Genomic DNA, 25860 nt, shown 5'->3' on the forward strand with positions numbered 1-25860 from the left:
GATTCTCCTCTGAATTAGCCGCCGCAGCCGCCGATGGTGACTTTAACTTCTTGCTTGGCGGTGTACGATTTGTCACCGGCTTTAGCAATTGCCACGACGTTAGCGGTCTTGCCCATTTTGATACGGGTAGAGGCTTCCGGTTGCGTGCCTTCACCCATGATGAACGTTGCCGCCAGTGGGGTAGGGTTGCCATCTACCAGAATGCTGATTTCAGTCGTTCCAGCAACGCCGGAAGTAACAGTGACAGGGACAACTGCACCGTTTTCAGCAATTTCAGGGGCTTTGATTTTAATGTCAGCGGAATCTTCCGGGGTCAATGCCATGGTTTTCAGGGCATCTTCCATGGTTTTGGCGTCAAATGCGCCGCCGCCTTCTGCCATAACCATGCTGGGTGTCAGCAGGCCAGCGCTAACCGCAAGGCCAGCGGCACTGGCGGCTAAAGTGCCTTGCAAAAATGTTCTGCGTTTCATAATTCCTCTCTCCAGAGATGTGTTGTGAGTGTGAGCATTCAGAGGTAATGATGTGTTGAACGCTAAAAATATTCCGTCTTTTTTAAGAACTCGCATAAAAAACCCGGCGAAAGGCCGGGTTCAAGTCGATTGTCAGATCGAACGTAAGGCTTGCTTACTTACGTGAGCCAGGGCCGTTCCACTCTTGACCGTTAGACATATAAGTCAGGAAATATTCCAGTGCTTTATAGCTATCAGCTTGAGCTTTATCGTTAGCCGCACGCACCATGGTGTTGCAGCCCATGAAACGGTTGTGCAGCGTAGTAATTTCACCATCGGCTGAACGGTAAGTAGGCCAATGGGTCACATGACCCAGTGCTGGGCTAAGCATGTCTGCACGGATCATTTTACCAGCATTATTGGTATGGCAGTCCGCACAAGACATATTCAACTGACCACGCTTGGCGTAGTAGTAGTTTTTGCCTTTCTCGTACCAATCCACGGCTTTGCCTTCAGGGGTTGCGACGTTGATTTTGCCACCGCGATTTTCCATCGCAATGTAAGCCATCAGTTGCGCAATTTTGCCTTTGTTTAACAGTGGCTTACCTTCCTTGTCCACGAAGCCTTCGCCATCACCGTCGGTTTTGCAGGCGTTTAACGCGCCTTCTGCCGTGACGATGGTGTCTTTCTCAGCATCATAGTAAGGGTATTTGGTACGGATGGATTTGATGTCACCCATGCAATCTGCGTAGGTTTTGCCATTTTTGAATGGCGTTTCCCAAATGGTTTTACCCGCATCAATGTCAGGCTCGTAAGGAGGGAATGACGATTCCATTTCTTCCCATTGGGCTTTCAAGTTGGCATCCAAGGCATAAGCACCGTCTTTGAAATCTTCAAACGGTACATCTTTGAATGCTGTCTTGAAATGGTCTTGGAATGCAGTCAAATCTTCGGCAGGGCCTGCTTGTACGGCGCTGAATGCGGCGACGGACAAAGACATCGCAACGGCTACTGCGGTCAATACTTTTTTCATGAAAACCTCCAATTAAGCAACGTCAGCTTCGGCAGAGTCTTTCTCGCCTTTGTTGTCAGTCCAAGCGAGTTTCACTTTGTCGCCTGCCTTGCCCGCATAGTTGAACGCGAGGTAAGGGTTTTTGGAGACAGAGCCGCCCCATTTGGCGGTCAGGATAGTCTTGTCACCCGCTGTGACGATGATGTCCTGAATGAAATGCGCCGGAACCAGTTCGCCGGTTTTCTTGTCTTTGCGCTGCCCGGTTTCCATCGGGTGTGTCATCAGTGCTTTGACTTCGACAGTGCCGTCTTTCACCGCAGCTTTAAGTTTAATACTAGACATGTGTGTGCTCCTCTGAATTAGCCGCCGCAGCCGCCGATAGTGACTTTAACTTCTTGCTTGGCGGTGTACGATTTGTCACCGGCTTTAGCAATTGCCACGACGTTAGCGGTCTTGCCCATTTTGATACGGGTAGAGGCTTCCGGTTGCGTGCCTTCACCCATGATGAACGTTGCCGCCAGTGGGGTAGGGTTGCCATCTACCAGAATGCTGATTTCAGTCGTGCCAGCAACGCCGGAGGTGACAGTGACAGGGACAACTGCACCGTTTTCAGCAATTTCAGGGGCTTTGATTTTAATGTCAGCGGAATCTTCCGGGGTCAATGCCATGGTTTTCAGGGCATCTTCCATGGTTTTGGCGTCAAATGCGCCGCCGCCTTCTGCCATAACCATGCTGGGTGTCAGCAGGCCAGCGCTAACCGCAAGGCCAGCGGCACTGGCGGCTAAAGTGCCTTGCAAAAATGTTCTACGTTTCATAAGTTCCTCTCTCCAAAATTCAGCAAATCTAGGTATTACAGACCTGAAATGAATTCGACAACTTTATCGAGTTGTTCGTCGTTCAAAATTCCCATTGGACCAAATGGAATCATAATGGTGTCGGGGTTTGCGACCCGTGCATCATAGATTTGGGCTTTGAGTTTTTCTTTATCGGGAAAACGCGCTGCCATGGCAACCAATGGCGGGCCAATGTTACCGGGCAATTCGCCGCCTGCGATCATGTGGCAGGCCAGACAGTTGCCGATATCCCGATCAAATGCCAAGTCTTTACCTGTCATTTCTTTTTTAGCTTCAGCGGGTTTTGCGTCAGGCTTTGCAGCCTCTGCTTTTTTGTCATCGGCGGCATAAGCCGATGTGAAACCCGTGGTTAGAGCCAACACGGAAACCGCTGCTGACATTGCTAAAGTGCGAAAAAGTTTCCGCATAACTACCTCCTCTCCTAAACGAAACATTTCAATGAAACGTGCTTCTCTGTGCTTGTTAGATGATTGATATAACATATCTAACTAAACATTGAGAAATATCAACATTCGGAGTGGGAGCTTAACTGATTGTGGTAAAACACGCAAAAAAACTTTAATAAAACCAACAGCTTATATAAGTATATTATTATATGCTTATTTTCTAGGTTTGGTTCATGTCAAAATTTATCCAATTGTTTTTCTTTGGTTTCCAGTTGCTCAATTTCGCGTGCCATGGTTTGCAAACGGGCGCTGGTCGTCGCGGGATTGCCCGGAAGTCGTGCGGCTTGTTCCAGAATAGCGCGGGCGTGTTTGTATTCGCCCATGCGAATGCTGCGTTCGGCGGCGGAACGGTAAGCTTCAGCCGCTTGTCCCGCTTGCTCGGCTACCCGTTGGCGGATTTCGAGGAATTCTAGGCTGGTTTGTTCGGTTAATTGGGTACGGCTCAGCAGTTGCCAAGCTTGTGACGCTTTTTGGTTGGCAAGCAAGGCTTCCGCCAACACACTGAGAATGTCCTCCTGACTGGGGTAGGCGTCTGCCAGCGGCGTCAGCAGCGCTTCGGTTTCAGCGTAACGGCGTGTCGCATTCAATGCCGCCGCAATCGTGAGGGCAAGCGGCAATTGGCGGGATTGTGTGCCAAGGGTTTGCAGGGTGGCATTGGGGTTGCCGCGCCGCAATTGGCTCACCGCTTGGGCGTATTGCGTGAGTTGGGGATTGCCATCGGTAATGGCGGGTGAATTCGGAGCGGTGAGGGCGCGAAGTTTTTCACGAGCATAGGCGTAATCGCTGTCTTCACGGACACCGCGTTTGCCCATTTGATTGGCTTGAGCGCGGGTGTCACTTAAGCGGTCGATGCTCGGCGGGTGCGTGCGCAAATATTGGGTAATGTCACCGTGCAAATCCGAGGTGCGCCGATCCAGTTTTTCCATGAACAAGGGCATGGCTTGTGGGTCAAGCCCAGCACCCGCGAGAATGCGTAAGCCGGTACGATCCGCTTCGGTTTCCATCTGGCGGCTGAAGCTCAGTTGGCGGTGCAATTGCGTGGCAATGGTGCTGGTGATAATGGCTTGAGCGGCTTCTGGGCTTTTGCTGGCGGCGGCGGCTCCGGCGAGTACGCCCAGCCCAGTCATGAGCGGATTGCCTTTGCGTTCGGCTAACATTCGCGCAATGTGGCGCTGGGAAACGTGGGCAATTTCGTGTGCGACGACAGCGGCTAATTCACTTTCTGAGCGCGTATTCAAAATCAACCCAGAATGAATGACGATAACGCCACCGGGCATGGCGTAGGCGTTGATTTCCGGGTTTTTGACAATCAGAAAGTAATAATTGCCGCCACCGGGTGCGTGGGTTGCGAGGCGGTTGCCAAGGGCGCGTAACCAACCGCTGAGTTCGGGGTCTTCCACTATCGGGTTATTGCCACGCAATTCGCGGATGAGCTTGGTGCCAAGTAAGGATTCTTGCGTGCTGCTGAGCGTATTGTTGGCAGAATTACCCAAGTCGGGGATATTGATGCTGGGAACTTCCAGATCCAGCCCGGCGTGGCTGGCAGCCGTCAGGCTCAAGCTAAGGGCAATCAGGCTGGCGTGTATCAGGTATTTCATTCATCAAGTCGGTTTGTGGGTGTGAAGGCTTAACTATAATCGGAATGCGGGCGAAAGTATGCTTTCCCCCAGTATTTGGGGTTGCGGGGCAACGTTAGGCTCAGGAAATTTGTATTCTGGCGATTGTATGCTGTAATCGGTGTTTCGTTTGAATCGGGAGACCGCTGTGTACCACCTGTTGGAACAACGCCTACGTGAAATTGATGCCCACCATTTGCACCCTTACCTGCGCAATGCCCGTACCGGGCTGGAAAAAGAAAGCCTGCGGGTGTCGTCTGAGGGGCGCTTATCGCAGCGGGATCATCCGGCAGTGCTAGGGTCTGCCTTAACCCACCCGTGGATTACCACCGATTACGCCGAATCGTTGCTGGAGTTAATTACCCCACCGCAGGAACGTGCGGCAGAGGCATTGGATTTTCTGCTCAATATCGAAACGTTTGTGTACCAGCAACTCAACGATGAATTGCTGTGGACAACCAGTATGCCGTGTGTGCTGAGCGGCGAACGCGATATTCGGATTGCTGAATACGGCAGCTCCAATGCGGGGCGCATGAAACACATTTACCGCGAAGGGCTGGCTTGGCGCTACGGCAAGGCGATGCAGGTCATTGCCGGAATTCACTTCAACTATTCCATCGACGAGGCTTTTTGGCAGCCTTGGCAGCAAGTGCAGGGGGATGCGAGGGAATTGCGAACGTTCCGTGATGCGCAATACATGGGCTTAGTGCGCAATTTGCAGCGTTATGGCTGGCTGATTATTTACCTGTTTGGTACGTCGCCTGCGATTTGCAAAAGCTTTCTCGGTGGCAGAAAAGCACCGGACGGCATGGAGGAGTTCAACGAATACACGCTGTATGAGCCTTTTGGCACGTCGTTGCGCATGGGCAATATTGGTTATACCAATAGCAAGGAAAACAAAACCGGCGTGAGCGTGTGTTACAACGATCTTGACAGTTACGTGAGCAGCTTGCGGCAAGCGATTAACACGCCTTGCCCGGAATACGCCAATATCGGGGTGAAAGTAGCAGGGCAATACCGCCAATTAAACGCCAATATTCTGCAAATCGAGAACGAATATTACAGCACGGTACGCCCTAAACAGCCGCTGCAAGGCTTTGAGAAACCGACTGATGCACTGGATCGGCGTGGCATTGCGTATGTGGAATTGCGCTCAATTGATGTGAATGCCTTCCACCCCGCCGGTTTAACGCGCCGCCAGCTCTTTTTCCTCGAAGTCTTTATGCATTTCTGCTTGTTACAGGAAAGCCCGCTGGTGTCTGCCGATGAGTTTCACGCCATCAATCAGAATCAGATGTTGACAGCGCATCGCGGGCGTGACCCTGAAGTGCGTTTAAGCTGTTTGGGTAAGAGCGTATTGTTGCGCGATCAGGCCAGAGATTTGCTACAAGCGATGCGCCCCGTGGCAGAAATGCTGAACGCGGTACACGCAGAAGACTGTTACACCGATTGTTTGGATAGCCAGATTCAGCTTGCCTACAACCCCGACATCACCCCATCGGCACGGATGCTGGAAGAGATGCAGGCTAACCACGAGAGCTTTTTCGCGTTTGCACAGCGTAAATCCTTAGAACACCGTGAGTATTTTCTGCAACGGGCGCTTGACCCGGCTTTGACCGGTGAGTTCCAACAGCAGGCTAAAGCCTCATTAGCCCGCCAGCAAGTGCTTGAAGCCGGTGAAAAAATGGATTTTGACAGCTTCCTAAAGGCTTATCTTTCAGGGACTTTGGCTGATGTGAAAAATTAACCGGACAATTATCCGATTTTTGTTACCCGCAGTGAAAAACTGGGGTACACTCCAAATAACTTGCCTGATACTTGAAAGTTCCGTGAGCCTTGTTAGTTTGATGCCACGTTTTTACTTGCAGGTTTCACAGTGCATAACCTATTGACCACAGTGGTCGATCGTTATCAGGTAATTTGGTGTGACTGATTATCTATAACGTAAATTCCCAAGCAGCACACGCTTTTATGAGATGACATACAGTGAATATTTACGTTGGCAACCTGCCCTATAAAATTACCGAAAACGACTTGCGCGACCTGTTCTCCGCTTATGGCGAAGTAACTAGCGTTAGCATGATCAAAGACAAAATGACGGGGCAATCCAAGGGCTTCGGTTTTGTTGACATGCCAGACGGTGCTGAAGGCAATGCAGCTATTCAAGGTTTGAACGAGCAAGCCGTTCAAGGCCGTAACATCAAAGTTAACGAAGCAAAACCACGCGAAGATCGTCCACGTGAAGGTGGCGGCGGTCGTGGCGGCTTCGGTGGCGGCAGCGGCGGTGGTCGTGGCGGCTTCGGTGGCGGTGGTGATCGTGGCGGCTTCGGCGGCGGCGGTGATCGCGGTGGCTTCGGCGGCGGCAACAGCGGCGGCGGTGATCGTGGTGGCTTCGGCGGCGGTCGTGGTGGTGATCGTGGCGGCTTCGGCGGCGGTGATCGCGGCGGTCGCGGTGGTGATCGTGGCGGCAATAGCGGCGGCGGCTACCGTTAATCTCTAGCGGTTGTGTGGAGCAGGTTGATGCTGTATCAGCCTGCTCTTTCAATACCTGCCGGTAAGCAAACCGGGGACTCAACACACAAGTGTTTGTTCCTGCCGGTTTCGCCGTTCTTGATCTGCACATTGGATTTGGCAACGCCACAAGCTTTTGCCACGAATTTCAGCAGATGTGCATTGGCTTTGCCATCCACGGGCGGGGCAGTAATTCTTATGCGAATGCGGTCTTCCTGCACTTCTGCAAATTCATCTTTGCTTGCTTTTGGCTGCACCCGTACAAACAGGTGCAACACATCGTCTTCCCAGCGGTAAAACGCAGTCATTGCATTACAATCCGAACGATTGCAGCACAATCAATACAATATACAGTAGCAACATCGCCACCATCGGCGCGAAGTCCATCATGCCTACCACGGGTACAAATTGGCGCACAGGGCGCAACAATGGTTCGGTTAAGCTGTGCAGTAGGTCAGCCAGTGGATTGCCTTGGCTATTGCCCACCCAACTGAGTACGGCTTGAATGATGAGGGCGGCTATGTAGATGTAGATCACTGTGCGTAACAAATCAATGATCGCGTACACAAACACCACCGGTAAATTGGCTTCACTGCCTTGCAAGGCGACAAGCAGTAGGGTTTGAATAATTTTCAAACTCAGCGCTAATACAATCGAGGCTGTATCCAGTTTGCCAATCGCCGGAATCATTCGCCGCAGCGGGACTAGTACCGGGTTGGTAATTTTCACTAACGATTGTGAAAGTGGGTTGTAAAAATTAGCCCGCGATAATGCCAGCAAAAAACGGATCAGTATTGCGCCAATATAGAACGAAAATAAGACCTCGACCAAAAGAATGCCGATATTTTGAAGTGCTTCCATGAGCCACTGTCCCCTGTTTGGTGTGTATTTAGCTGTTAGCGGCTGCTAATTCGTGTGAACGGCTGGCGGCCGCTTGCAAGGCTTGCGCAAACAAATCGTGCAAGCCGCCGGATGTTAGTACGTTCAGTGCCGCTTCGGTGGTGCCGCCTTTGGAGGTGACTTTTTGGCGCAATTCACCGGGTAAATCATCACTTTCCAGTGCCAGTTTTGCGGCACCGAGAGCGGTTTGCACAATCAGCAAGTGCGCTTCTTCGGGGCGTAAACCGAGCTGTTCAGCGGCGGCTTGCATGGCTTCCATGACCAAAAAGAAGTAGGCGGGGCCACTGCCAGAAATGGCGGTGACGGCATCCAGTTTGGTTTCATCATCGAACCAGACGGTAATGCCGACAGCACGTAACAGGCTTTCGGCTGCACTGCGTTGCGAGTCAGATACGTGCTGATTCGCGTATAAACCCGTTGCACCGGCTTGCACCAAAGCGGGGGTGTTGGGCATACAACGCACAATCGCTTGATTGCCACCCAACCAGCGGTTGAGCGCTTCCTCGCGAATGCCTGCGGCGATGGAAACAAACAGCGGGCGGCTGAGTTGCGCATGGCTGGCAATGTTTTCGGTCACATTGCGCATGATTTGCGGTTTGACAGCGAGTACCACCACGTCGGCACCTTGCATGGCTTCGAGATTGTCGGTGGTGGTGGTGACTTCCGGCCAATGCTTGCGGATGGCATCGAGTTGGTGTTCGTCAGGGTCAGCGACACGCAATACGACATTCGCTTGGTCTTGCAAGAGACCGACGATTAGGCTACGTGCCATATTGCCTGCGCCAATGAAAGTGATGGTGGTAGGTTTTTGGGCGAGTTTGGGTGTGTCCATAAAAGCTCTTTACTGTGTATCCGTTAGCAGATTTCCGTAATAATGGGTGCATTCTACTATTTTCAAGGACAAAAATGGAAAATTTGCTGCTATTGGGGTTGTTAGGGCTGGGTCTTTGGTTCTGGATTGATTCGATGAATGCCCGCGAACGTGCGATAACGGCAGCGATGCGGGCCTGTCGGGAGATTGATGTGCAGCTTTTAGATCAAACCGTATCCTTGGAAAGCATGAAACCTACCCGTAATCGCCAGGGACATTTGGTGTGGCGACGCATCTACGGGTTTGAATTCAGTGCGCAAGGGGTGGAACGGCGGCATGGTCGTGCCATCTTGCGCGGGCGCGTGTTGGAGCAGGTGCAGTTGGATCAAGATGATGGCACAACGATCGAGCAGCACGAATTATAAAAACCGGCTGACCAAAATCATATTCCCATCTACCCCGTCCGGCAGCGGAATACGCATTTTATGCCCGCTACCCGGCGCGGTGGTGACAGGAATGCCATCCATCGTTTCCATACGTTCCAATACCAGTTCACGATTGCCGTTGGGTAGCACTATTTCTAGCCGATCACCCACGCTGAAACGGTTTTTCACATCCAACTCAATCCAGCCGTTGTCACGGTCAACGCGCATGGCTTCGGCAACGAATTGCTGCTGATGCCCCATCGACGCGCCTTGGATGTAGTTTTGGTAGTCGTGGGTGTGGTGGCGTTCGTAAAAGCCATCGGTGTAACCGCGATTCGCCAGATTTTCCAAGACGCCCAGCAATTTCGTGTCGAAACTGCGCCCCGCCATTGCGTCATCAATCGCCTGTTTATACGTCTGCGCAGTCCGCGCCACGTAGTAGTGCGATTTGGTGCGCCCTTCAATTTTCAGGCAATCCACACCGATTTCGGTGAGTTTTTGGACGTGTTCGACGGCGCGTAAATCTTTGGAATTCATGATATACGTGCCGTGTTCATCTTCCATGACGGGCATCAATTCACCGGGGCGGTTGGTTTCTTCGAGGAAGTACACCTTGTCTGCGAGTGGATGGCGTTCTTGATTGCCGCAACTGCCCATGCTTTGCGCTTGGTTGAACAAATCCATCGACAACACGGCTTCTTTGGGAACAAATTTGCCTTCTGCCGCTTCAACCGCTTCGGTGGTTTTGTATTCCCAGCGGCAGGCATTGGTGCAAGTACCTTGATTCGGGTCGCGGTGGTTGAAGTAGCCGGAGAGCAGACAACGCCCAGAATAGGCAATGCATAACGCGCCGTGGACGAAGACTTCCAGCTCCATATCCGGGCATTCTTGGCGGATTTCGGCGATTTCATCCAACGATAATTCGCGCGACAAAATCACACGGGTCAAGCCGAGGCTTTGCCAGAATTTGACGGTGGCGTAGTTGACGGTGTTAGCTTGCACGGAAAGGTGGATGGGCATGTCCGGCCACTTTTCGCGTACCAACATAATCAAGCCGGGGTCTGCCATGATCAGCGCGTCGGGATTCATCGCGATCACCGGGGCAAGGTCTTCCATGAAGGTTTTGATCTTGCTGTTGTGCGGGGAAATGTTTGCCGCGACGAAAAATTGCTTGCCCAACGAATGCGCTTCGGCAATGCCGAGTGCGAGGTTGTCGTTTTTGAATTCGTTATTGCGCACCCGCAGCGAGTAGCGCGGTTGACCGGCGTAGACCGCATCCGCACCGTAGGCGAAGGCGTGGCGCATGGATTTGAGTGTACCCGCAGGGGCAAGCAGTTCAGGGCGTTTCATGGGGGAGTATCCGCTGTGTGTGAGTTCAAGCGGGGATTATATTCCCAAGTGTGGCACTAGGCTAATTTACTGCGAGGGTAGGGCGGTTTAGGCAGCCCACTTACGCCGATTAGCCGCAAAGTCCAGCACCAACGCAAACACGTTGTCGCATTTGGTTTTAAAGGTCACGCGGTCATAGCTGTCGGGTAAATCCTTATCCAGCACGTCCTCAATTGCGTTTTTCACCGCGAGCTGGGTTTGGCTGTCTTTCCACCAATCTTGCACCAAGACTTTGGGGTGTTCTTGGAGCAAGCGGATCAGCAGGTCTTTTGCCGCCAGTTTCACCCGCTGTTCTTCCGTCTGGGTGAGCTTGTCTTTTTTCAACAGATCGTAAAGCTCCAGCTCATCCTCGCTCAAGCCTTCGCGCACATGGCGTTCATCCTCGGTTTGCATCGCTTGGGTGAAATGCACCAAATCGTCAAAATAGTTGTCGGCGGATGAACTGCCTGCATTGTAACGCTCGATAATCGCCTGCAAGCGTGCCGCAAACGCCACCCGTGTGCTGTTTTGCGCCATCATGTTATGCAATTTGGCTTCAATGAATGCCCGCATATCCGCAATTTCGATATTCTTGTATTGCGCTGTGCTGAAATCTTCGCGCAGCTTGTCGAAGTCGATCTTGCTTAAATCCCACGTCCGCCCTTTTTGGATAATGCGGTATTCCACGCTGTATTCACGCTGGCGAAACTCGTCGGCATCATCCACCACCACGCTTTCATCCAGCAATTCGGCAATGCGCTGGCTGACGGCTTCAATATCTGCACCTTCCACCAAGCTATCCACCACCCCGCGCAAGTATTGGATCGCGGCAATGTCCAGCCGTGGTGCTTGCTGGTAAATCTCTGGTTTGCAGGCTTCGTACAAGGCAGTCACAGTGTTGTCGTAGACGTTGAAGGCTTTGCGCCATTCCTCATTGCCCAGCAAAATGTCGGTAAAAGCGTTGAATTTCGCAATATTTTTGAAAGTGTCTTGCGTACCCAGTACAGCATTCAGGTCAATGTCACGCTCACGGCAAAAGGTCAGCGTTTGGGCAACCGCATCATCCAACAACACCAGCAATTCGGTTTTTTCCTGCACCGGCACGGTTTCGCCAGTGTCGCCTTGCGCGTAGTCTTTCAACGCTTTTTTCATATTGCGGAACACGTTGTAGTAATCGACGATTTCACCGTGCTGTTTTTCCACGGGTTTGCCGCTGTAACCCTGAATGCTGTAAGACGCGACGCGGTTGGCACGGGCGATGGTTTGCATCAGGGTGTGGCCTTTCATTGGTTTGTCGAGGTACAGCGTTGAAACGGTGGGCGCATCAAATCCGGTCAGCCACATAGCGCACACAAATACCAGTTGCAGCGGGTGTTCGGGGTCTTTGAAATTGTGCTCAATATCGTGACCGTTGGTATCCAACTGGTCGAGTCGCGTAATGTGCGGTTTGATGTCGAGCTTTTGCTGGGCGAAACGCGCTTCATCGGCTTTGGGATCGCTGATAACCACTGCCATTTCCACCGACTTCATCCATTCCAGCCGTTTTTTCAGGCGGGCTTTTTCAACTTCATTGGTGGTGCTATTGATGCGCCCGCGCAGGTTTTTCAGTTCAGCTTTCCAATGCTGCTGCACTTTGTCGTACATGGTCACGGCGGTGAATTTATCGACGGTAATCACCATGCCCTTGCCCAGATAACCACGCTGCGGGAAGTGGTACACGATGTCTTGCGCAATCATATCCAGCCGGTCGTCGCGTTTGATCACTTCCATTTCAGTGGCGAATTTGCGTTCCAGCTTGTCCTGTTGCGCCGCATCCAGCTCCTCGTCTTCCAGCAAGGCACAGAATTCTTCGCTCAAATCCTCATTCTGAATCAATACCTTGGGGACGCGCTTTTCGTAGAACAGTGGCACGGTGGCTTTATCGTCCATCGCCTGCTGGAAGTTGTATTCCGAGACGTAACCGCCGAACCATGCACTGGTTTTACGTTCTTTGCCCAACAGTGGCGTACCCGTGAAAGCGAGGAAATGTGCGCCCTTGAGTCCGGCACGCATGTTTTCCGCCAGATTTTGGTATTGGGTGCGGTGCGCTTCATCCACCATCACAATGACTTCGCGTCCGCCGTTGGGGTCAAACAGGCGCGGGTAGGCTTTGCCCTTGTCGTAGCGGAATTTCTGGATCAGGGTGAACATCACCTTTTTGTTCTGCCCCAGAAACTTGCGCATTTCTTCGGCGTTACTGGGTTGCGCGGCATCTTCTTCTTGCACCGTGCCGGTATTCAGGAAGTTGCGGTAAATCTGCCCGTCCAAATCCTGCCGATCCGTCACCACCACAAAGCTGAAATTGCCGCTGACCTTGCGGAAGATTTTGCGCACGTAAAAAATCATCGAAAAACTTTTGCCCGACCCTTGGGTGTGCCAAAATACCCCCAGTTTGCCGTCGTGCTGCTCACGTTGCAGGAAACGCTGGTAGGCACTGTTCACCCCCAGAAACTGGTGGTTTTGCGCAATGATTTTGGTGCTGCCCTTGTGGTAAATCACGAAGTTTTCCACGTAATCCAGCAAGCGGCTGCGCTCACACAAACCCGCGATAGCGTATTCCAAGGACGTGCCTTGCGCTTCGATTTGCGGGCGGTTGACCACTTCTTTTTCATCCGCCACCCGCAACCAATGGAAGAAATGTTCCCAACCGGCGGTAAAGCTGCCCACGCGGGTTTCTAGCGCGTTGGAGAGAATGCAAAACGCATTGCAGTGGAACAGTTGCGGAATATCGTGCAGGTAATTGGTCAGGTTGTCGTCAAACGCACTGCGCAATTTGACGTTGGAATTTTTCAACTCAATGAACACCAGCGGTAAGCCATTGACGTACAAAATCACATCCGGGCGGCGGTACGCGGCTTTCGGGGCTTGCCCCAATGACTTGATCCATAATTGCGCCACGGCGAGGTAGCGGTTATTGGCGGGTATGTTGAAGTCGATCAGGCGCACGAAGTCGTGTTGTTTCACGCCCTTGGCATCTTCAAAAGTGACGGGTACGCCATCGCGGATAAACTGATCGAGTTCCTGATTGGCTTTGAGCGGTGAAAGCGCGATACGGCGATCCATCAGCGTTGCCACCACCTCGGTGACAACGCTGGCGGGAATGTGCGGATTCAAGCGTTCGCAGGCTTCCCGTAAACGCTCGGCGAGAATCACATCGCGCTTGTCACGGCGTTGCGAACCGTCGTTGAGATCGTCGGGGTTGGCGGTGTGGCACACCAGTACATCGAAACCGTGCAAGTGTTGCAGCTTTTGCAACAAAGCCCGCTCGATGTCATCTTCGGATATAAAATTTCTTGCCATTTGCCCAGCCCCGTTTATGCGTCCGTATTTGGGGAAGTTTAGCGCAGATATGAGGCATAGGAATACAAAAAATAAGTATTGTGTTAAGATCAGGTACTACGCCAACGCAGTATTTGGAGGCATCATGAATACCATCGGCATCAAAGAATTACAAACCAACCCCGGCAAACTTAGCCATGCCTTGTTGCATAATGAATACCTGCTCATTACCCGTCGCGGCGAACCGCTGGGGGTTGCCCTGCCATTTGGCTTGCCCTTGCTGGAAAATGGCATGAAAAACTGGGTGGCACTCAAGGCGTTTCAAGCAGGTGACATTAGCCTTGGGCAACTCGGTAAGGTTCTGGGAAAAAACAAGCACGATACACTGGCGTTACTCGGTGAGTTGAACATTCCCTTTGCCGATTACGATTTGCAGGAGGATTTGCAAACGCTGGAGGCTCTGTTTAACGCATGAAAACCGTGATTGTCAGTGATACCACCAGCTTGATTGTGCTGGAAAAACTTCAGGCAATGGATTTGTTGTGCAAGCTGTTTGATCGCGTGCTAATACCTGCGGTGGTCGTGGCTGAAATACAGGTGGGTTCACCGCACATTAAACAAACCTTACAAACCTTGCCCTGCTTAGAAACGGTTGAAGTATTACCCTCAAAACGGCTGGCTTCGCTGTTGCTGCTGCTGGATGCCGGTGAAGCTAATGCCATTGAATTGGCTGCTTGCCGTCAGTTGCCTCTCATTATTGACGAACGTAAAGGGCGGCAGGTTGCACAGCAATTGGGCTTGAGGGTCACGGGGTTTGCGGGCTTGCTGATTCAAGCGACGCGCAGCCAAATTATGACCGCCAGTGCCGCCCTTGAGCTGTTGGAATGGGCGGTAGCTAATGGTTTGCGCTTGTCATCTGCGTTGCAGCAACAGGTGCGGGATGAGTTGAGTAAGCAAAATACTGGCTGACATGTGCTATCATAATGCAAGCAGATAAAGGAAAAGCGTATGCCACAATTACTGATCCGTAACTTTGAAGAAGAAACCGTGACCCGCCTGAAACGCAGGGCATTGGTCAATCACCGCTCATTGCAGGCGGAGGTACAATTGATTCTGGAAAATGCCGCCAAAGTACAACCCGGCAACTTCTGGGCAAATGCCAACAGGATTCGCGCCCACCTACAAACGAGCCAACAGGTCTTTTCCGATAGTGCGGAACTGGTGCGGGAAGACCGCGACGCATGAATCTGAGTAACATTGTTTGATTTGCTGGATGCGTTGCAGGATTTGCTGACGTGTCAGAGCATCAAGATCGACTTCTTTTTCAGGTACTGTGGTGAAGCCTTCCAGCCGTAAACTGGCTTGGTAATTGCGGTTACGGGTGGCGTGGAAGTAGATAATTTTTTGTTCTTTAGTCAGCATCAGATAGCCTTGTGTGCTTCTCAATCAAGTAAATGACGATACAAGCATCCAGATAGATGCGCTGGCTCATTCATCACCCCAAGCATCACGATTTTCCCGGATAGTTTCTTCCATTGCCGCTGGATTTCCAGCCGGACGCTGTTGGTAACGTGGCGATTTCAGCAAAGCCAATACAGCCGCCACGTCACCTTTACGCGCTGCCCAAATAGAGTGGGGAAGCTCACTGAGCTTGCCGGGAAGTAAGGTCAAGATCACGCGGGTGGGCTGTGTCACCTTCAGGTTTTCCAGCAAATGCACCGTCCCATCAGGATGAATGACTGCTTCAATTGCTTGTAACATAACGATTCCCCTCTGTGTTTATCATCTCAACAAGTGTAACGCATCTTTCTCTCTATCGCCCATTTTGCGGGAGAGTTAGATCTAGGCTATCTTTGGATGCATCGACGGCGGCAACTGCACCGCCAAATCCTCCACCGCCAACTTCCCCGAAATCAAACGCGGCAACAACGCATTCTTTGTCTTCGCCAGCATGTTATTTATCTGCGTGAGACGTTGGATTTCTTTAAACATGGGGCATGTCAGCATGTGGTATTCATCTCTTAAATATTTAGGCACACAAATAAATTTTAATCCAGAGAATTTTCCTTTACTAAGATTTGTCATTGTAGTTCCTGTGGAGCCAAATGCATAAATGGTTTCTTTTAGTCCTTTAACAGTATAAAAAGCCCATTCCAAGTCATTCTCATTTTTCAAAACGATACTATTAATTTGTTGATTTGTGCAGCAACGTTGCGTTGTAATGCTTGTTATTCCACCTGTCCCGATACAACTAACACTGATTGCATTTTTAGGTAGTATTTGTGATGGCTGTGATTTTAACCCATCCTCTGTAAGCTTCTCTTCTGTTTCGTAAATGAACATATTTCCGTGCATATCTGGTGTTTTTATGAAATGTATATTGCCAAGGTAATACTTTTCATTAGAGGTTAGAGGTGTTTTTCCCGTAATAATCTTTCCGAGTGAATCAACTCGTTGCAATTCCCATCCCTTCGGAATCCCCTTCTCAAACTCAGCCTCACGCCAGCCGGGGAAACGGAAGCGCACAAACCATTCGCGGTAGAGTTCTTCCGCCATGTTTTCCAGCAAGGCAATACGCCGATTGTTGTTCTCGATTAGATCGTCGTAGGCGGAGAGAATGCCCGCAATTTTGTTCTGAATCTCCAAAGATACATTGGGAATATCAAACGTCAATAACTTGGAAACACTTAGATTATCTTGAGTTGCCCCCATAGTTATAGACTTTATCTGGGGCTTAATAACATCAAGATAATACTTAACAAAAAGAACATTGCATTTTGACTTATCTGCTATGAAACCAATAACACTATCAGGAAAACAGGCTTTAAAGCCCAAAATAGCATTATCACCAGTATTAACACCCGCATTTGCTATACATAGCGTTCCAGCATCCCAAAGGCGGCTTTGTGATAACCCTGCTTCAGTATATGTTTGAGAATAGCTTGTTATATACAAATCACTTTTTGTAATATCTGCTGTCTGGATAAATGGATATTTTCCGTCATAAAGATGCGGTGCATTTCTTGGCCTATGCTGTGAGCGACCTCTGGAAACATATCCCAGATCATTAAGCCTAACGTATTTTTTCATTGAATCGCTCATTCTGACTCTGTGATATTAGAAATAGACTTCTTTATTAGCTCTTCCAACTTCCTTGATTCAGAAGTCAATACATTGAACTCGTCGTTCATGGCGATGAGGTCGGCGAGGAATTCTTCTTCGGTCTTGCCGTCTTCTTCGATGACCACGCCGACGTACCGCCCCGGATTCAGCGAGTAATCCTGTTCCCGTACCTCGGCAGGGGACGCGAGTTTGCACAGCCCAGTCACGTCTTCGTAACGCGCCGCCGGAAACCGTTCCTGCAACCAGTGGATGTGTTGAAAGGTGCTTTCCGCGCTGCTGACTTCCTTGTGCAATTGCTCCAACACCGCTTTAAGCTGCTTGGTGTCGCGGTCAGTCCCTGCCCGTTTGCCTTCCGCTTTCGCCAACTCCGCCTTGGCCTTTTCGTGGGTGCGGATAATCTTGTCGAGCTTTTTCAAACCCGCGTGCAAGCCCACAAAAAACGGATCAAACGTCGCCCGCAACCCGTGTTGCAACGCATTCATTTCATCCAGCGCGGCATCATCGCCCGCCATGTCTTCGGTGCGCTCCACATAATCCTGATACGCCTGTTCCAAAGCCGCCAAGCCCTGCCATTGTGCCAGCAAATCCTGCACCGCCTGCTTGCCCTGTTCCTCTGCCAACACCGCCAATAATTGCGCACTCACGGGTTCAACCTGCTGCTGGTTTTCCGCTAACCGCGCCATGCCGTCGGTGAAATAGCCGTCAATCAAGCCCAGGAATTCGGCACGTTCGCCCTTGTGCAGCTTGCTGATAATCGCAATGTTCTGGATTTGCGCCTCGGTAAATTCGCGGTGCGCCCGGTCAATCTGGGTAAAAATATTCCGCGCATCAATGAACAGAATCTGCTTATCCGCCTTCGCCTTGTCGAAAAACCACAAGGTCGCAGGCAGCGTCACGGTGTAAAACATATTCGAGGGCAGCGTCAACATCGCGTAAATCAGGTTGTTATCCACCAGTTTCTGGCGCATGTCCGCTTCCGAATGCCGCGCATCACTCGCCGAATTCGCCATGACCAACGCAGCCCGCCCCTTGGCTTTCAACGAAGTAGCGAACAAGCTGATCCACAAATAATTGGCATTCGGCACGGTTTCCTTGCCCTGATCCACCTGCTTGAGCTTGGTCTTGTTGCGCGGGATGCCGTAAGTGTTGAAACGCGGGTCATTTTCCACCGTCGCCACCGGCACATCATCGACATTGAACGGCGGATTCGCCATCACGAAATCAAACTTGCCGAAGCCGTCAAACGGGTTTTCGCTGTAACTGTTCGCCAGCCGGATGTCGCCGCGCAAACCATTCACCGCGAGGTTCATCTTCGCCAGCTTGACGCTATCGAGAGTCTTTTCCTGACCGTACACAAACAACTGGTCGCCAGCATCCTGCTTGCCTGCCTTGCTCAACGCCGCCCGCCGCCGCTGCACAAAATGCTGGGACTGCACAAACATCCCGCCCGACCCACACGCCGGGTCATACACCGAGCCATGATGCGGCTCGATGATTTCCACCATTAGCTTGACCACCGATGTTGGGGTGAAGAACTCGCCGCCCTTTTGCCCCTCACTCAAGGCAAACTTGCCGAGGAAAAATTCGTAGATTTTGCCGAACACATCGCCACTGGCATCCAGCGGAATGTTGGAAAAGCTTTTCACCAGATCAAACAATACCGTGCGGCTTTCCGGGGTGCGGTTGAAGGAAAAGTATTCTTCCTTGGGCAACACGCCTTCCAGTTCCGGCTTGTATTGCTCCATCGCCTCCATCGCCAGCTTGATGGCTTTGGCAATGTCTTCCTGCCCCGGCAAATTCAGCAAATGCGCGTAACGCGCTTGTTCCGGCAGGTAAAAGCCGCATTTTTCCCGCGCAATCTCCGCCAGCGATTTCTCGCGCCGCCCGCCTTGCAAACGCTGGTATTCCGCCACAATATCGGCTTCCGCATGGCGGTATTTGTTATCGGCAAACTTGAGGAAAATCAGCCCCAGCACCGGGGTGGCGTATTCGCTGGACTTCAGCCCGGTATTGGCACGGAGGTTGTCGGCGGCAGACCAAAGGTCGGTTTCAAGCTGTTTGAGCTGTTCGGCATTCATGCGTGGGGCTACTTGTCTGAGTGGGAGAGCCGCGCATTATAGACCAAGCCGCCCGATCTTCCTCAACTAAACGCCCTGCACGAATGACACCGCCAAAACCCTTGCATAGCCAAAGGAGAAACACTAAGCTGCATACACGTCAATTATAAAAAACACTGATAAATGGTGAGATAACCCCATGTCCCTTACCAAGCACCAGGCCGCGTTGCGTTCGCGCCGCGACCAAGCCGAAATACAAAAAGAGCGCTTTGTTCAAGGTTTGTCTTTGTGTCATGGCAAATCAACTTGCCAAGGGCAATCTGCCCAACAGGTCAACGCCACGACGGTTGCATCTTGGCAGCGCAGCCCAGCCGCCTTGCAATCCCAGCCAATCGCTACGCCACGCGAAGATGAGTACAGTATTTTAGCGATGTGGGAAGCATCCCCCTTACGTCAAGCCGTATCCCCTGAGCTGGATAAACTCAACCGGCTGGTGCAGGAAGATACTTTCGTCGCCGCCATCGCCGACCCCAATGGCAAATTGCTCTGGACTGCCGAACACCCATCCCTGCGGCCCTTTACCGAAACCATTAACTTCATTCCGGGCGGTCAATGGGCAGAATCCATCAGCGGCACGAACGGTGTCGGTTTGGCATTGAGCTTGTGCCGCCCGTGCACGGTGTTTGCGACCGAGCATTATTGGCCTGCTTGCCATGACATTGTGTGCTACGCCGCCCCGATTATTCACCCGCAATCCGGGCAATTGCTGGGGGTGTTGGACTTAACGACACATTGGCAGCGGCATGTTCCCTTTGCGGAAAGCGTAGTGGCGCACATAGCCAATGATATTGCGCGGCGTTTGCCGATTTACTTGCCGAGAGCTGACCTCGAAATTCACGCTTTGGGGCAAGCCAAAGTCTTGTTTCAGGGGCAATGCTTACAGCTTAACCAGCGTCAGCTTGAAATCCTCTGCATCCTCGCCCTGAACCCACAAGGCATCACCCTAGAAACCTTGTATCAAGCGTTATGCCCTCATGCGCACACGCATCCCGCCACCATCAAGACCATTCTCACCTCATTGCGCCATCTATTGAAGGGGGAAATCAGCAGCCATCCTTACCGCTTGGGCATGTCCGTATGGGCGGATTTCGTGGAATTGTCACAGGTGCTCCAGCAGAACAACCGTATTGCAGACGCGCTCAAGCTGTATCACGGCTCGCTGTTACCGAATTCCACCGCCCCGGCATTGGAAGACGCACGAAACCACCTTGAAGCGGGTATGGAAGCGTTGTTATACCGCTGTCAGGATGCTCAAACCTTGCTCGATCACGCCAACAACCTGCTGTGTAACCCGTTGGTACGGGAACGCTTGCTGGAATTGCTGGCCTGCTGATGACCACCAAGGTTTAACAAAGGTTGGTGAACAAAACGCCCATTACCAACCTTTGTTAAACCCCTTTCCCGGTAAATTAGGTACTGTCGGCAACCGATAACAAATCCTAATAAAGTCGCAAGGAGCAATGCCATGAAACCCCTAACATCCATCCATGCCACCCTCATCACACTGGCGTTGACAGCAAGCGCACCAGCGGTTGCGGGTGTCCAGTTCCGTATTAGCCATGAAACCAGTAGTAATGAATACGTGGTCTACATGACCCCGGACGCCGTACCCACGCCCGACATGGTATTGTCAGCGCAAGTCAGCTTGGTCGTGCCGCGCTCAACGGATGGCAACGGTTTTGTTATCAACAGCCTGAAAAGTGCTGTCAAGGGCATTAGCTGGGTTAACCATTCACAGGTAAAAGCTCCCACCGAAAACCGCCAAGCGGATTATTTGTCATTCGGGTTGTTATACAGCGGTGGTCGCCCGCCCGCATTCGGTTGGCAGGCAGGCAAGGAACAGCGCATCTTTTCCTTCACCAGCCCATCCGGGTGCGTGCCGGGAGTGGCTTTGTTGGAGAATAGCGACCCATTCAGCCAGTTACCCAATTCAGTCAATACCAACCCCGGCAATGAATTTACCAATGTCGGCTGGTTGGGTGGCAATGCTTATACCGGTAACTATGGCGGCGCGGTGCAGTGTGGAACCGCTGCTACCTTACCTGAGCCGATTATTTCCGCTATTCCGGCATGTGAAAAGAATGCGGCTAAATTGGGCGGAATCAGCCGTCAAATTCAAATGTTGTCTACCTTGCTCAATAAGTTGAGTGTTTCCACCCAACGTACTAATCTGCAACAACAGTTGGATGAGCTACGCACTGCTTTGAAGTGTTCCTGAGCTTTTATAAAAATTAATCATAACCATGAGCCAATGATTTGCGAGGTTCTCACTGATGAGTGTCATCAAAACCCATAGCGGACTTGTTACACATCGCAAGCAATATGACGATAGTTGGCAACCTTGGGATTCCACCCCTTTGCAATTGGCAGCCGCGCCATCGTTGGAAAAAATCAGCCAATTGGTGCATACCAACGAATTGCTGATTACGCTGGCTGATCAGCATGGGCGGCTGTTGTGGACTTACGCCAGCAAAGCCAATTGGACACTTTTATCGGATTGGGTGTGTTATTCAGCGCCGATTCTCCATCCGCAATCCGGCGAATTGCATGGCGTGTTAAGTTTGGGCATGAATGGGGAACGCCATTCTGTCGCCGGTGAACTCATGGCTGGCTCATTGGCGCAAGACATTGCGCAACATTTGCCACGCCATGTGCCGCGTGCGCAATTGGAAATCCATGCCTTGGGTCAGCCTTGGGTGCGTTTTCGCGGTAAAATCTTGCACGTCACTCCCCGCATGGTCGAAATCCTCTGCATCCTAGCGCTGAACCCAGACGGACTAACCTTGGAAGCCTGCCATGCCGCTTTATACGGTGATGTGCCGGTGGCGACCACGACCTTGAAAGCCGAGTTATCCCATTTGCGCACCTTGCTGGATGGGTCTATCAGTTCCCGTACTTACCGCCTGTTGTGTACGGTATGGGTCGATTTCGTCGAATTGTGGACAGCCTTGCGCCTGCATCAAGACGAGGTAGCCCGCAGTTTGCGTAGCGGGGAATTATTGCCAGCGTCGCAATCGCCAGAGATTCGGGAATGGCGCAATTGCCTCAATGCCGTCAGTTCCGCCAATGCGCGTCACGGCGCTTCCACAGGCCGTTTCAGCCCGTGAACGCTTTCTTCCACATTAGTAATTCGGTTCATTGCCCGCTTTCCACTTAATATTGCAGCCTAGCGAGGGTTTTTGCTCATCGGGCGGGTACATATTGTCGAGTAAGCGATCCAGTGCATGGCGCAAATCATTGCCGGTCACGGGTACATCTCCACGCGGGCGGGCATCATCAAATTGCCCACGGTAGAACAACTGGTGGTGTTCGTCGAAGAGGAAGAGGTCAGGGGTGCAAGCCGCTTTATACGCTTTAGCCACCGCTTGAGTGTCGTCATACAAATACGGAAAGGTGTAGCCGTGTGCGTGTACGGCTTCGATCATTTTTTCGGGGCTATCATCGGTATAATTGTCGACATCGTTAGCATTGATGGCGACCACGGCGACGCCGCGTTCTTGATAATCTTTTGCCAATTGCGTGAAAACGTCGCGGATTAAAATCACGTAGGGGCAATGGTTACAAATAAAAATAACCAATAATGGTTTGCCTGAAAAATCTTGTTTACTGATGAGATTGCCGCTGGCTGGCTCTAATAGTGTGAAATCAGGTGCATCGGTGCCAAGTTCTAACATGGTGGATGGGGTGCGTGCCATAGCCGCCTCCTTGAATCTGACTGTAATGGTAGGGCATTTCGATTATACGCAAATTGTTGCCGCACGTGACAAATTCCGCGCATTTCAGTTTATACTGCTGCACTGCAACAGCAATTTCTTGGAGGAATGGGTATGGCGGCACGTTACGAAGACTTGGGTTACGGTGTTTATTGTATTGATACCGATCTTTACCGCGCTCAGATGGCGGCGTGTTATTTGATCCGCGAAGGCGATGCGGTGGCGTTTGTCGATACCGGCACTTATCACACCATTCCTTGGTTGATGGCGGTATTGGCTGAGCTGGGCTTGAGTGCTGACAATGTGCGTTACGTCATTCCTACCCATGTGCATTTGGATCACGCGGGCGGGGCGGGTGAGCTGATGGCGCGTTGCCCGAATGCGACGATGATTGTGCATCCCAAAGGCGCACCGCACATGATTGATCCTTCCAAATTGCAAGCGGGTGCTACGGCGGTTTACGGTGCGGAAGGTTTTGCCAAAGATTATGGCAAATTAATCCCTGTGTCTGCGGAGCGCGTTATCACCGCCGCCGATGGTTATGCGGTGGAATTGAATGGACGGTGCTTGACGTTTTACGACACACCGGGGCACGCCAATCACCACGGTTGTATTTTTGATGCAAGCAGCCGCTATTGTTTCACCGGCGACACGTTCGGGATTTGTTACCGCGAGTTTGCAACGGCTAAGGGCGCATGGATCTTTGCCCCGACAACACCTGTGGCATTTTCACCCAGCGAGTGGCAACAAAGCCTCGATACATTGGAGGCGTTGCAACCCAGCGCGATGCTGCTAACGCATTACGGGCAGGTGACGGATGTCGCTGGTTTATTCCCCAAACTACGCGCCAGCATCGAAGCTTTGAGCAACCTAGCGTTAACCCTGAAAAATGCACCAGAAGGGCGCGTTGACGCACTCAAAGAACAGATTTTTTTGACCTGGCTTGAAGAGATAGCCACACACGGCGTTAACCTTCCCGAAGGGGATATTCGCGAGCTATTGCGTGTTGACGCTACCCTGAATGCACAGGGGCTGGATGTGTGGTTGCAACGGCTCGCAAAAGCCAAAACCTGATGTATATTCAGGTAATTGCGAATAACCTAGTAATAAAATCAACTAATTCAATGTAAGCATATTGCTATATAACAATATAATTATATTCTTTAAATATAAGCATTTAGAGGCTTATTTAATAGATTTTGCTTATCGTATCGAAGAAACAAACCCATTGGTTTATGCACTAAAATTGTATAGAGTGTGCGTGGTTCAAAATTTCAAGCAAGTGGCTAATGAAATTTTTCTATGCTAGATAGAATTGGTGTTGGTCACTTAAAAATCGACACAAGATTTTGGCGAGTACCACACTTACGGGAGATTGGCATGATCAAGCCTCATGGTTCTGAGGAACTGAATCCATTATTCGTATACGACAGCGCTGAAAACGAAGCGCTGCAAAAAGAAGCAGAAGGTTTGCCTTCAATCGTCGTTAGCTCGGCGACCGCAGCAAATGCTGTGATGCTTGGCGGTGGTTACTTCAACCCGCTCACTGGTTACATGAACAAGGCTGATGCACTGTCAGTTGCTGCCACGATGCACACCACGTCTGGCTTATTTTGGCCAACGCCAGTGTTGAACCTGGTTGAAGATGCTGGCAGTCTCAAAGCGGGTGATCGCATTGCCTTGAGAGACCCTAACGTCGAAGGGCATCCGGTACTTGCGGTCATGGATGTCGAAGCTGTTGAAGAATTCAGCGCTGAAAACATGGCTACCATGACCCAGCAGATTTACCGTCCTGCTGAAGGTGAAGCGCACATCGGCGCGGATACATTCAATTCCCAAGGCAAGTTTTGCCTGTCAGGGCCGATCAAAGTCCTGAACTTCTCCTACTTCCAAAGCGAATTCCCGGATACTTTCCGTACTGCGGTTGAAATTCGCAACGAAATTACCGAGCGCGGCTGGAAAAAGGTCGTTGCCTTCCAAACCCGTAATCCAATGCACTTAGCACACGAAGAGCTGTGCCACATGGCGATGGATCGTCTCGGCTGTGATGGCTTGGTCATCCACATGTTACTGGGCAAGCTGAAGAAGGGCGACATCCCTGCGCCAGTCCGTGATGCCGCCATCCGCAAGATGGTGGAACTGTACTTCCCAGCGAACAGCGCGATGGTAACGGGTTACGGTTTCGACATGTTGTATGCGGGGCCAAAAGAAGCGGTATTACATGCCGTATTCCGCCAAAACATGGGGGCGACGCATTTCATTATTGGTCGTGACCATGCAGGTGTTGGCGATCATTACGGTGCATTTGATGCTCAGGAAATTTTCGATAATGAAGTGCCTAAAGATGCCCTCGCGATCGAAATCTTCCGTGCAGACCACACGGCTTACTCCAAGAAGTTGGATAAGGTTGTGATGATGTGTGAGGCACCGGATCATAAGAAGGAAGATTTTGTACTTCTTTCTGGTACCAAAGTTCGTGAAATGCTGGGTCAAGGCATTGCACCACCAAAGGAATTTTCTCGTCCTGAAGTGGCTCAGATTTTGATCGAGTATTACCAAAGTGAAAACGGCTAAGGCTGTTTAGAAAGTATCTCTGGTGCAGCCTGAGCTTTGAGGAAAGGGCAATAGGCTTCACTGGTTGAGTTCTGTGACCGTATGTAGCAATACAATTAATTTGAAGGAGTTACACAATGCCTACGTTTGTACGTACTGACAAATGTGATGGCTGCAAGGGCGGCGATCGCACCGCTTGCATGTACATCTGCCCGCACAACCTGATGAAGCTGGACGTTGATGGTTCTGCCACAGGTCACGCGATGAAAGCGTATAACCAAGAGCCGGATCAATGCTGGGAATGCTATTCCTGCGTTAAAATCTGCCCTTCTAACGCAATCGAAGCACGTCACTATGCTGACGTTGTACCACTCGGTGGTTCTGTACAGCCTTTGCGCGGTCAAGACTCCATTATGTGGTCTATCAAATTCCGTAACGGCGTAATGAAGCGTTTCAAATTCCCGATCCGCACTACCCCAGAAGGTTCCATTGATTGCTACGGCGGCAAGCCTAAAGCTGATCTGGCTAACTTGGGTAAAGCACTGTTGACTCGTGATGTCATGGGCGGCTACCGCGCTGGCAACCCGGCTGAACTGATCTGCAAGTAATTACGCTTCGTTATTAACATTTAAGCATTGAGGAAA

The 25860-nt window shown here is 51.2% G+C and carries 28 protein-coding genes; 12 read left to right on the top strand and 16 right to left on the bottom strand.

The genetic code is table 11. The features are described 5' to 3' along the window. Nucleotides 1-14: 14 nt before the first annotated feature. The 6 genes from soxY (HMY34_RS11055) to HMY34_RS11080 all read right to left on the bottom strand — a co-directional run bounded on the left by soxY (HMY34_RS11055) (nt 15) and on the right by HMY34_RS11080 (nt 4359). Nucleotides 15-470 carry a thiosulfate oxidation carrier protein SoxY gene (gene soxY, locus HMY34_RS11055; protein ID WP_202715552.1) on the bottom strand — a complete coding sequence of 152 codons (456 nt, stop codon included), beginning with the start codon at nt 468-470 and terminating at the stop codon, nt 15-17. A gap of 154 nt (nt 471-624) precedes the next feature. Further along, nucleotides 625-1482, bottom strand: a complete 858-nt coding sequence (gene soxA, locus HMY34_RS11060; protein WP_202715553.1) for a sulfur oxidation c-type cytochrome SoxA — start codon at nt 1480-1482, stop codon at nt 625-627. Between the two features lie 12 nt (nt 1483-1494). Continuing rightward, a complete protein-coding gene (soxZ, locus tag HMY34_RS11065; protein WP_202715554.1) occupies nt 1495-1803 on the bottom strand; it encodes a thiosulfate oxidation carrier complex protein SoxZ in 309 nt (102 codons plus the stop codon). Nucleotides 1804-1820: 17 nt separating this feature from the next. Beyond that, nucleotides 1821-2276, bottom strand: a complete 456-nt coding sequence (gene soxY, locus HMY34_RS11070) for a thiosulfate oxidation carrier protein SoxY (RefSeq protein WP_202715552.1) — start codon at nt 2274-2276, stop codon at nt 1821-1823. 35 nt (nt 2277-2311) lie between these two features. After that, nucleotides 2312-2722, bottom strand: coding sequence for a sulfur oxidation c-type cytochrome SoxX (soxX, locus tag HMY34_RS11075; RefSeq protein WP_202715555.1), 411 nt, complete (start codon nt 2720-2722; stop codon nt 2312-2314). Nucleotides 2723-2937: 215 nt separating this feature from the next. Continuing rightward, complete coding sequence (locus tag HMY34_RS11080) at nt 2938-4359, bottom strand: M48 family metalloprotease (RefSeq protein ID WP_202715556.1); 1422 nt, start codon at nt 4357-4359, stop codon at nt 2938-2940. Nucleotides 4360-4525: 166 nt separating this feature from the next. Here HMY34_RS11080 and gshA point away from each other — a divergent pair, with 166 nt between their 5' ends. Both gshA and rbp read left to right on the top strand, forming a co-directional pair. Further along, nucleotides 4526-6124 carry a glutamate--cysteine ligase gene (gene gshA, locus HMY34_RS11085; RefSeq protein WP_202715557.1) on the top strand — a complete coding sequence of 533 codons (1599 nt, stop codon included), beginning with the start codon at nt 4526-4528 and terminating at the stop codon, nt 6122-6124. A 239-nt stretch (nt 6125-6363) separates the two neighbouring features. Continuing rightward, nucleotides 6364-6870 carry an RNA-binding regulator gene (rbp, locus tag HMY34_RS11090; protein ID WP_202715558.1) on the top strand — a complete coding sequence of 169 codons (507 nt, stop codon included), beginning with the start codon at nt 6364-6366 and terminating at the stop codon, nt 6868-6870. A 35-nt stretch (nt 6871-6905) separates the two neighbouring features. On the opposite strand, the gene HMY34_RS11095 is transcribed toward rbp, so the two are convergent. From HMY34_RS11095 to proC, 3 genes are read right to left on the bottom strand one after another with little or no spacing between them, the layout of a single operon-like run. Continuing rightward, nucleotides 6906-7196 carry a DUF167 family protein gene (locus HMY34_RS11095; RefSeq protein WP_202715559.1) on the bottom strand — a complete coding sequence of 97 codons (291 nt, stop codon included), beginning with the start codon at nt 7194-7196 and terminating at the stop codon, nt 6906-6908. A gap of 4 nt (nt 7197-7200) precedes the next feature. Continuing rightward, nucleotides 7201-7749: a YggT family protein gene (locus HMY34_RS11100; protein ID WP_202715560.1), complete on the bottom strand. Its 549-nt coding sequence runs from the start codon at nt 7747-7749 to the stop codon at nt 7201-7203. A gap of 28 nt (nt 7750-7777) precedes the next feature. Then, nucleotides 7778-8620 (bottom strand): pyrroline-5-carboxylate reductase, encoded by an 843-nt coding sequence (gene proC, locus HMY34_RS11105; protein WP_202715561.1) that lies wholly within the window; start codon nt 8618-8620, stop codon nt 7778-7780. Nucleotides 8621-8694: 74 nt separating this feature from the next. Between proC and HMY34_RS11110 the strand changes: the two genes are divergently transcribed. After that, nucleotides 8695-9024, top strand: coding sequence for a DUF3301 domain-containing protein (locus HMY34_RS11110; protein WP_202715562.1), 330 nt, complete (start codon nt 8695-8697; stop codon nt 9022-9024). On the opposite strand, the gene trhP is transcribed toward HMY34_RS11110, so the two are convergent. Together trhP and HMY34_RS11120 are read right to left on the bottom strand one after the other, a co-directional pair. Further along, on the bottom strand, nt 9019-10374 hold the full coding sequence (trhP, locus tag HMY34_RS11115; RefSeq protein ID WP_202715563.1) for a prephenate-dependent tRNA uridine(34) hydroxylase TrhP: 1356 nt from the start codon (nt 10372-10374) through the stop codon (nt 9019-9021). The genes HMY34_RS11110 and trhP overlap by 6 nt on opposite strands. Before the next feature lie 87 nt (nt 10375-10461). Beyond that, nucleotides 10462-13731, bottom strand: a complete 3270-nt coding sequence (locus HMY34_RS11120; RefSeq protein ID WP_202715564.1) for a type I restriction endonuclease subunit R — start codon at nt 13729-13731, stop codon at nt 10462-10464. A gap of 124 nt (nt 13732-13855) precedes the next feature. Here HMY34_RS11120 and HMY34_RS11125 point away from each other — a divergent pair, with 124 nt between their 5' ends. The 3 genes from HMY34_RS11125 to HMY34_RS11135 are packed head-to-tail and all read left to right on the top strand — an operon-like array spanning nt 13856 to nt 14955. Then, on the top strand, nt 13856-14185 hold the full coding sequence (locus tag HMY34_RS11125) for a UPF0175 family protein (RefSeq protein ID WP_202715565.1): 330 nt from the start codon (nt 13856-13858) through the stop codon (nt 14183-14185). Beyond that, a complete protein-coding gene (locus HMY34_RS11130) occupies nt 14182-14679 on the top strand; it encodes a PIN domain-containing protein (RefSeq protein WP_202715566.1) in 498 nt (165 codons plus the stop codon). The genes HMY34_RS11125 and HMY34_RS11130 overlap by 4 nt, the downstream gene beginning before the upstream one ends. A 39-nt stretch (nt 14680-14718) precedes the next feature. Then, on the top strand, nt 14719-14955 hold the full coding sequence (locus tag HMY34_RS11135; RefSeq protein WP_202715567.1) for a FitA-like ribbon-helix-helix domain-containing protein: 237 nt from the start codon (nt 14719-14721) through the stop codon (nt 14953-14955). Here HMY34_RS11135 and HMY34_RS11140 read toward each other — a convergent pair. The 4 genes from HMY34_RS11140 to HMY34_RS11155 form a co-directional block, all read right to left on the bottom strand. Next, nucleotides 14890-15132, bottom strand: a complete 243-nt coding sequence (locus tag HMY34_RS11140; protein ID WP_202715568.1) for a YhfG family protein — start codon at nt 15130-15132, stop codon at nt 14890-14892. The genes HMY34_RS11135 and HMY34_RS11140 overlap by 66 nt on opposite strands. Before the next feature lie 66 nt (nt 15133-15198). After that, complete coding sequence (locus HMY34_RS11145; protein ID WP_202715569.1) at nt 15199-15471, bottom strand: hypothetical protein; 273 nt, start codon at nt 15469-15471, stop codon at nt 15199-15201. Between the two features lie 81 nt (nt 15472-15552). After that, on the bottom strand, nt 15553-16800 hold the full coding sequence (locus HMY34_RS11150; RefSeq protein ID WP_202715570.1) for a restriction endonuclease subunit S: 1248 nt from the start codon (nt 16798-16800) through the stop codon (nt 15553-15555). Nucleotides 16801-16808: 8 nt separating this feature from the next. Next, nucleotides 16809-18911 (bottom strand): type I restriction-modification system subunit M, encoded by a 2103-nt coding sequence (locus tag HMY34_RS11155; protein WP_202715571.1) that lies wholly within the window; start codon nt 18909-18911, stop codon nt 16809-16811. Between the two features lie 178 nt (nt 18912-19089). Here HMY34_RS11155 and HMY34_RS11160 point away from each other — a divergent pair, with 178 nt between their 5' ends. From HMY34_RS11160 to HMY34_RS11170, 3 genes are all read left to right on the top strand, one after another. Continuing rightward, nucleotides 19090-20283, top strand: a complete 1194-nt coding sequence (locus HMY34_RS11160) for a GAF domain-containing protein (RefSeq protein WP_202715572.1) — start codon at nt 19090-19092, stop codon at nt 20281-20283. A 132-nt stretch (nt 20284-20415) separates the two neighbouring features. Further along, the gene (locus tag HMY34_RS11165) at nt 20416-21168 is read left to right on the top strand and encodes a hypothetical protein (RefSeq protein ID WP_202715573.1); all 753 of its coding nucleotides are present in this window, start codon (nt 20416-20418) and stop codon (nt 21166-21168) included. Between the two features lie 55 nt (nt 21169-21223). Continuing rightward, nucleotides 21224-22057: a sigma-54-dependent transcriptional regulator family protein gene (locus HMY34_RS11170; RefSeq protein WP_202715574.1), complete on the top strand. Its 834-nt coding sequence runs from the start codon at nt 21224-21226 to the stop codon at nt 22055-22057. 15 nt (nt 22058-22072) lie between these two features. On the opposite strand, the gene HMY34_RS11175 is transcribed toward HMY34_RS11170, so the two are convergent. Continuing rightward, nucleotides 22073-22645, bottom strand: coding sequence for a thioredoxin family protein (locus HMY34_RS11175; RefSeq protein ID WP_202715575.1), 573 nt, complete (start codon nt 22643-22645; stop codon nt 22073-22075). 132 nt (nt 22646-22777) lie between these two features. On the opposite strand from HMY34_RS11175, the gene HMY34_RS11180 reads away from it, so the two are divergent. The 3 genes from HMY34_RS11180 (at nt 22778) to aprB (ending at nt 25824) form a co-directional block, all read left to right on the top strand. After that, nucleotides 22778-23737, top strand: coding sequence for an MBL fold metallo-hydrolase (locus HMY34_RS11180; RefSeq protein ID WP_202715576.1), 960 nt, complete (start codon nt 22778-22780; stop codon nt 23735-23737). Nucleotides 23738-24043: 306 nt separating this feature from the next. Beyond that, nucleotides 24044-25237, top strand: coding sequence for a sulfate adenylyltransferase (gene sat, locus HMY34_RS11185; protein ID WP_202715577.1), 1194 nt, complete (start codon nt 24044-24046; stop codon nt 25235-25237). A gap of 116 nt (nt 25238-25353) precedes the next feature. Continuing rightward, on the top strand, nt 25354-25824 hold the full coding sequence (aprB, locus tag HMY34_RS11190; RefSeq protein ID WP_202715578.1) for an adenylyl-sulfate reductase subunit beta: 471 nt from the start codon (nt 25354-25356) through the stop codon (nt 25822-25824). Nucleotides 25825-25860: the final 36 nt, after the last annotated feature.

This window comes from Thiothrix subterranea (assembly GCF_016772315.1).
GTDB lineage: Bacteria > Pseudomonadota > Gammaproteobacteria > Thiotrichales > Thiotrichaceae > Thiothrix > Thiothrix subterranea.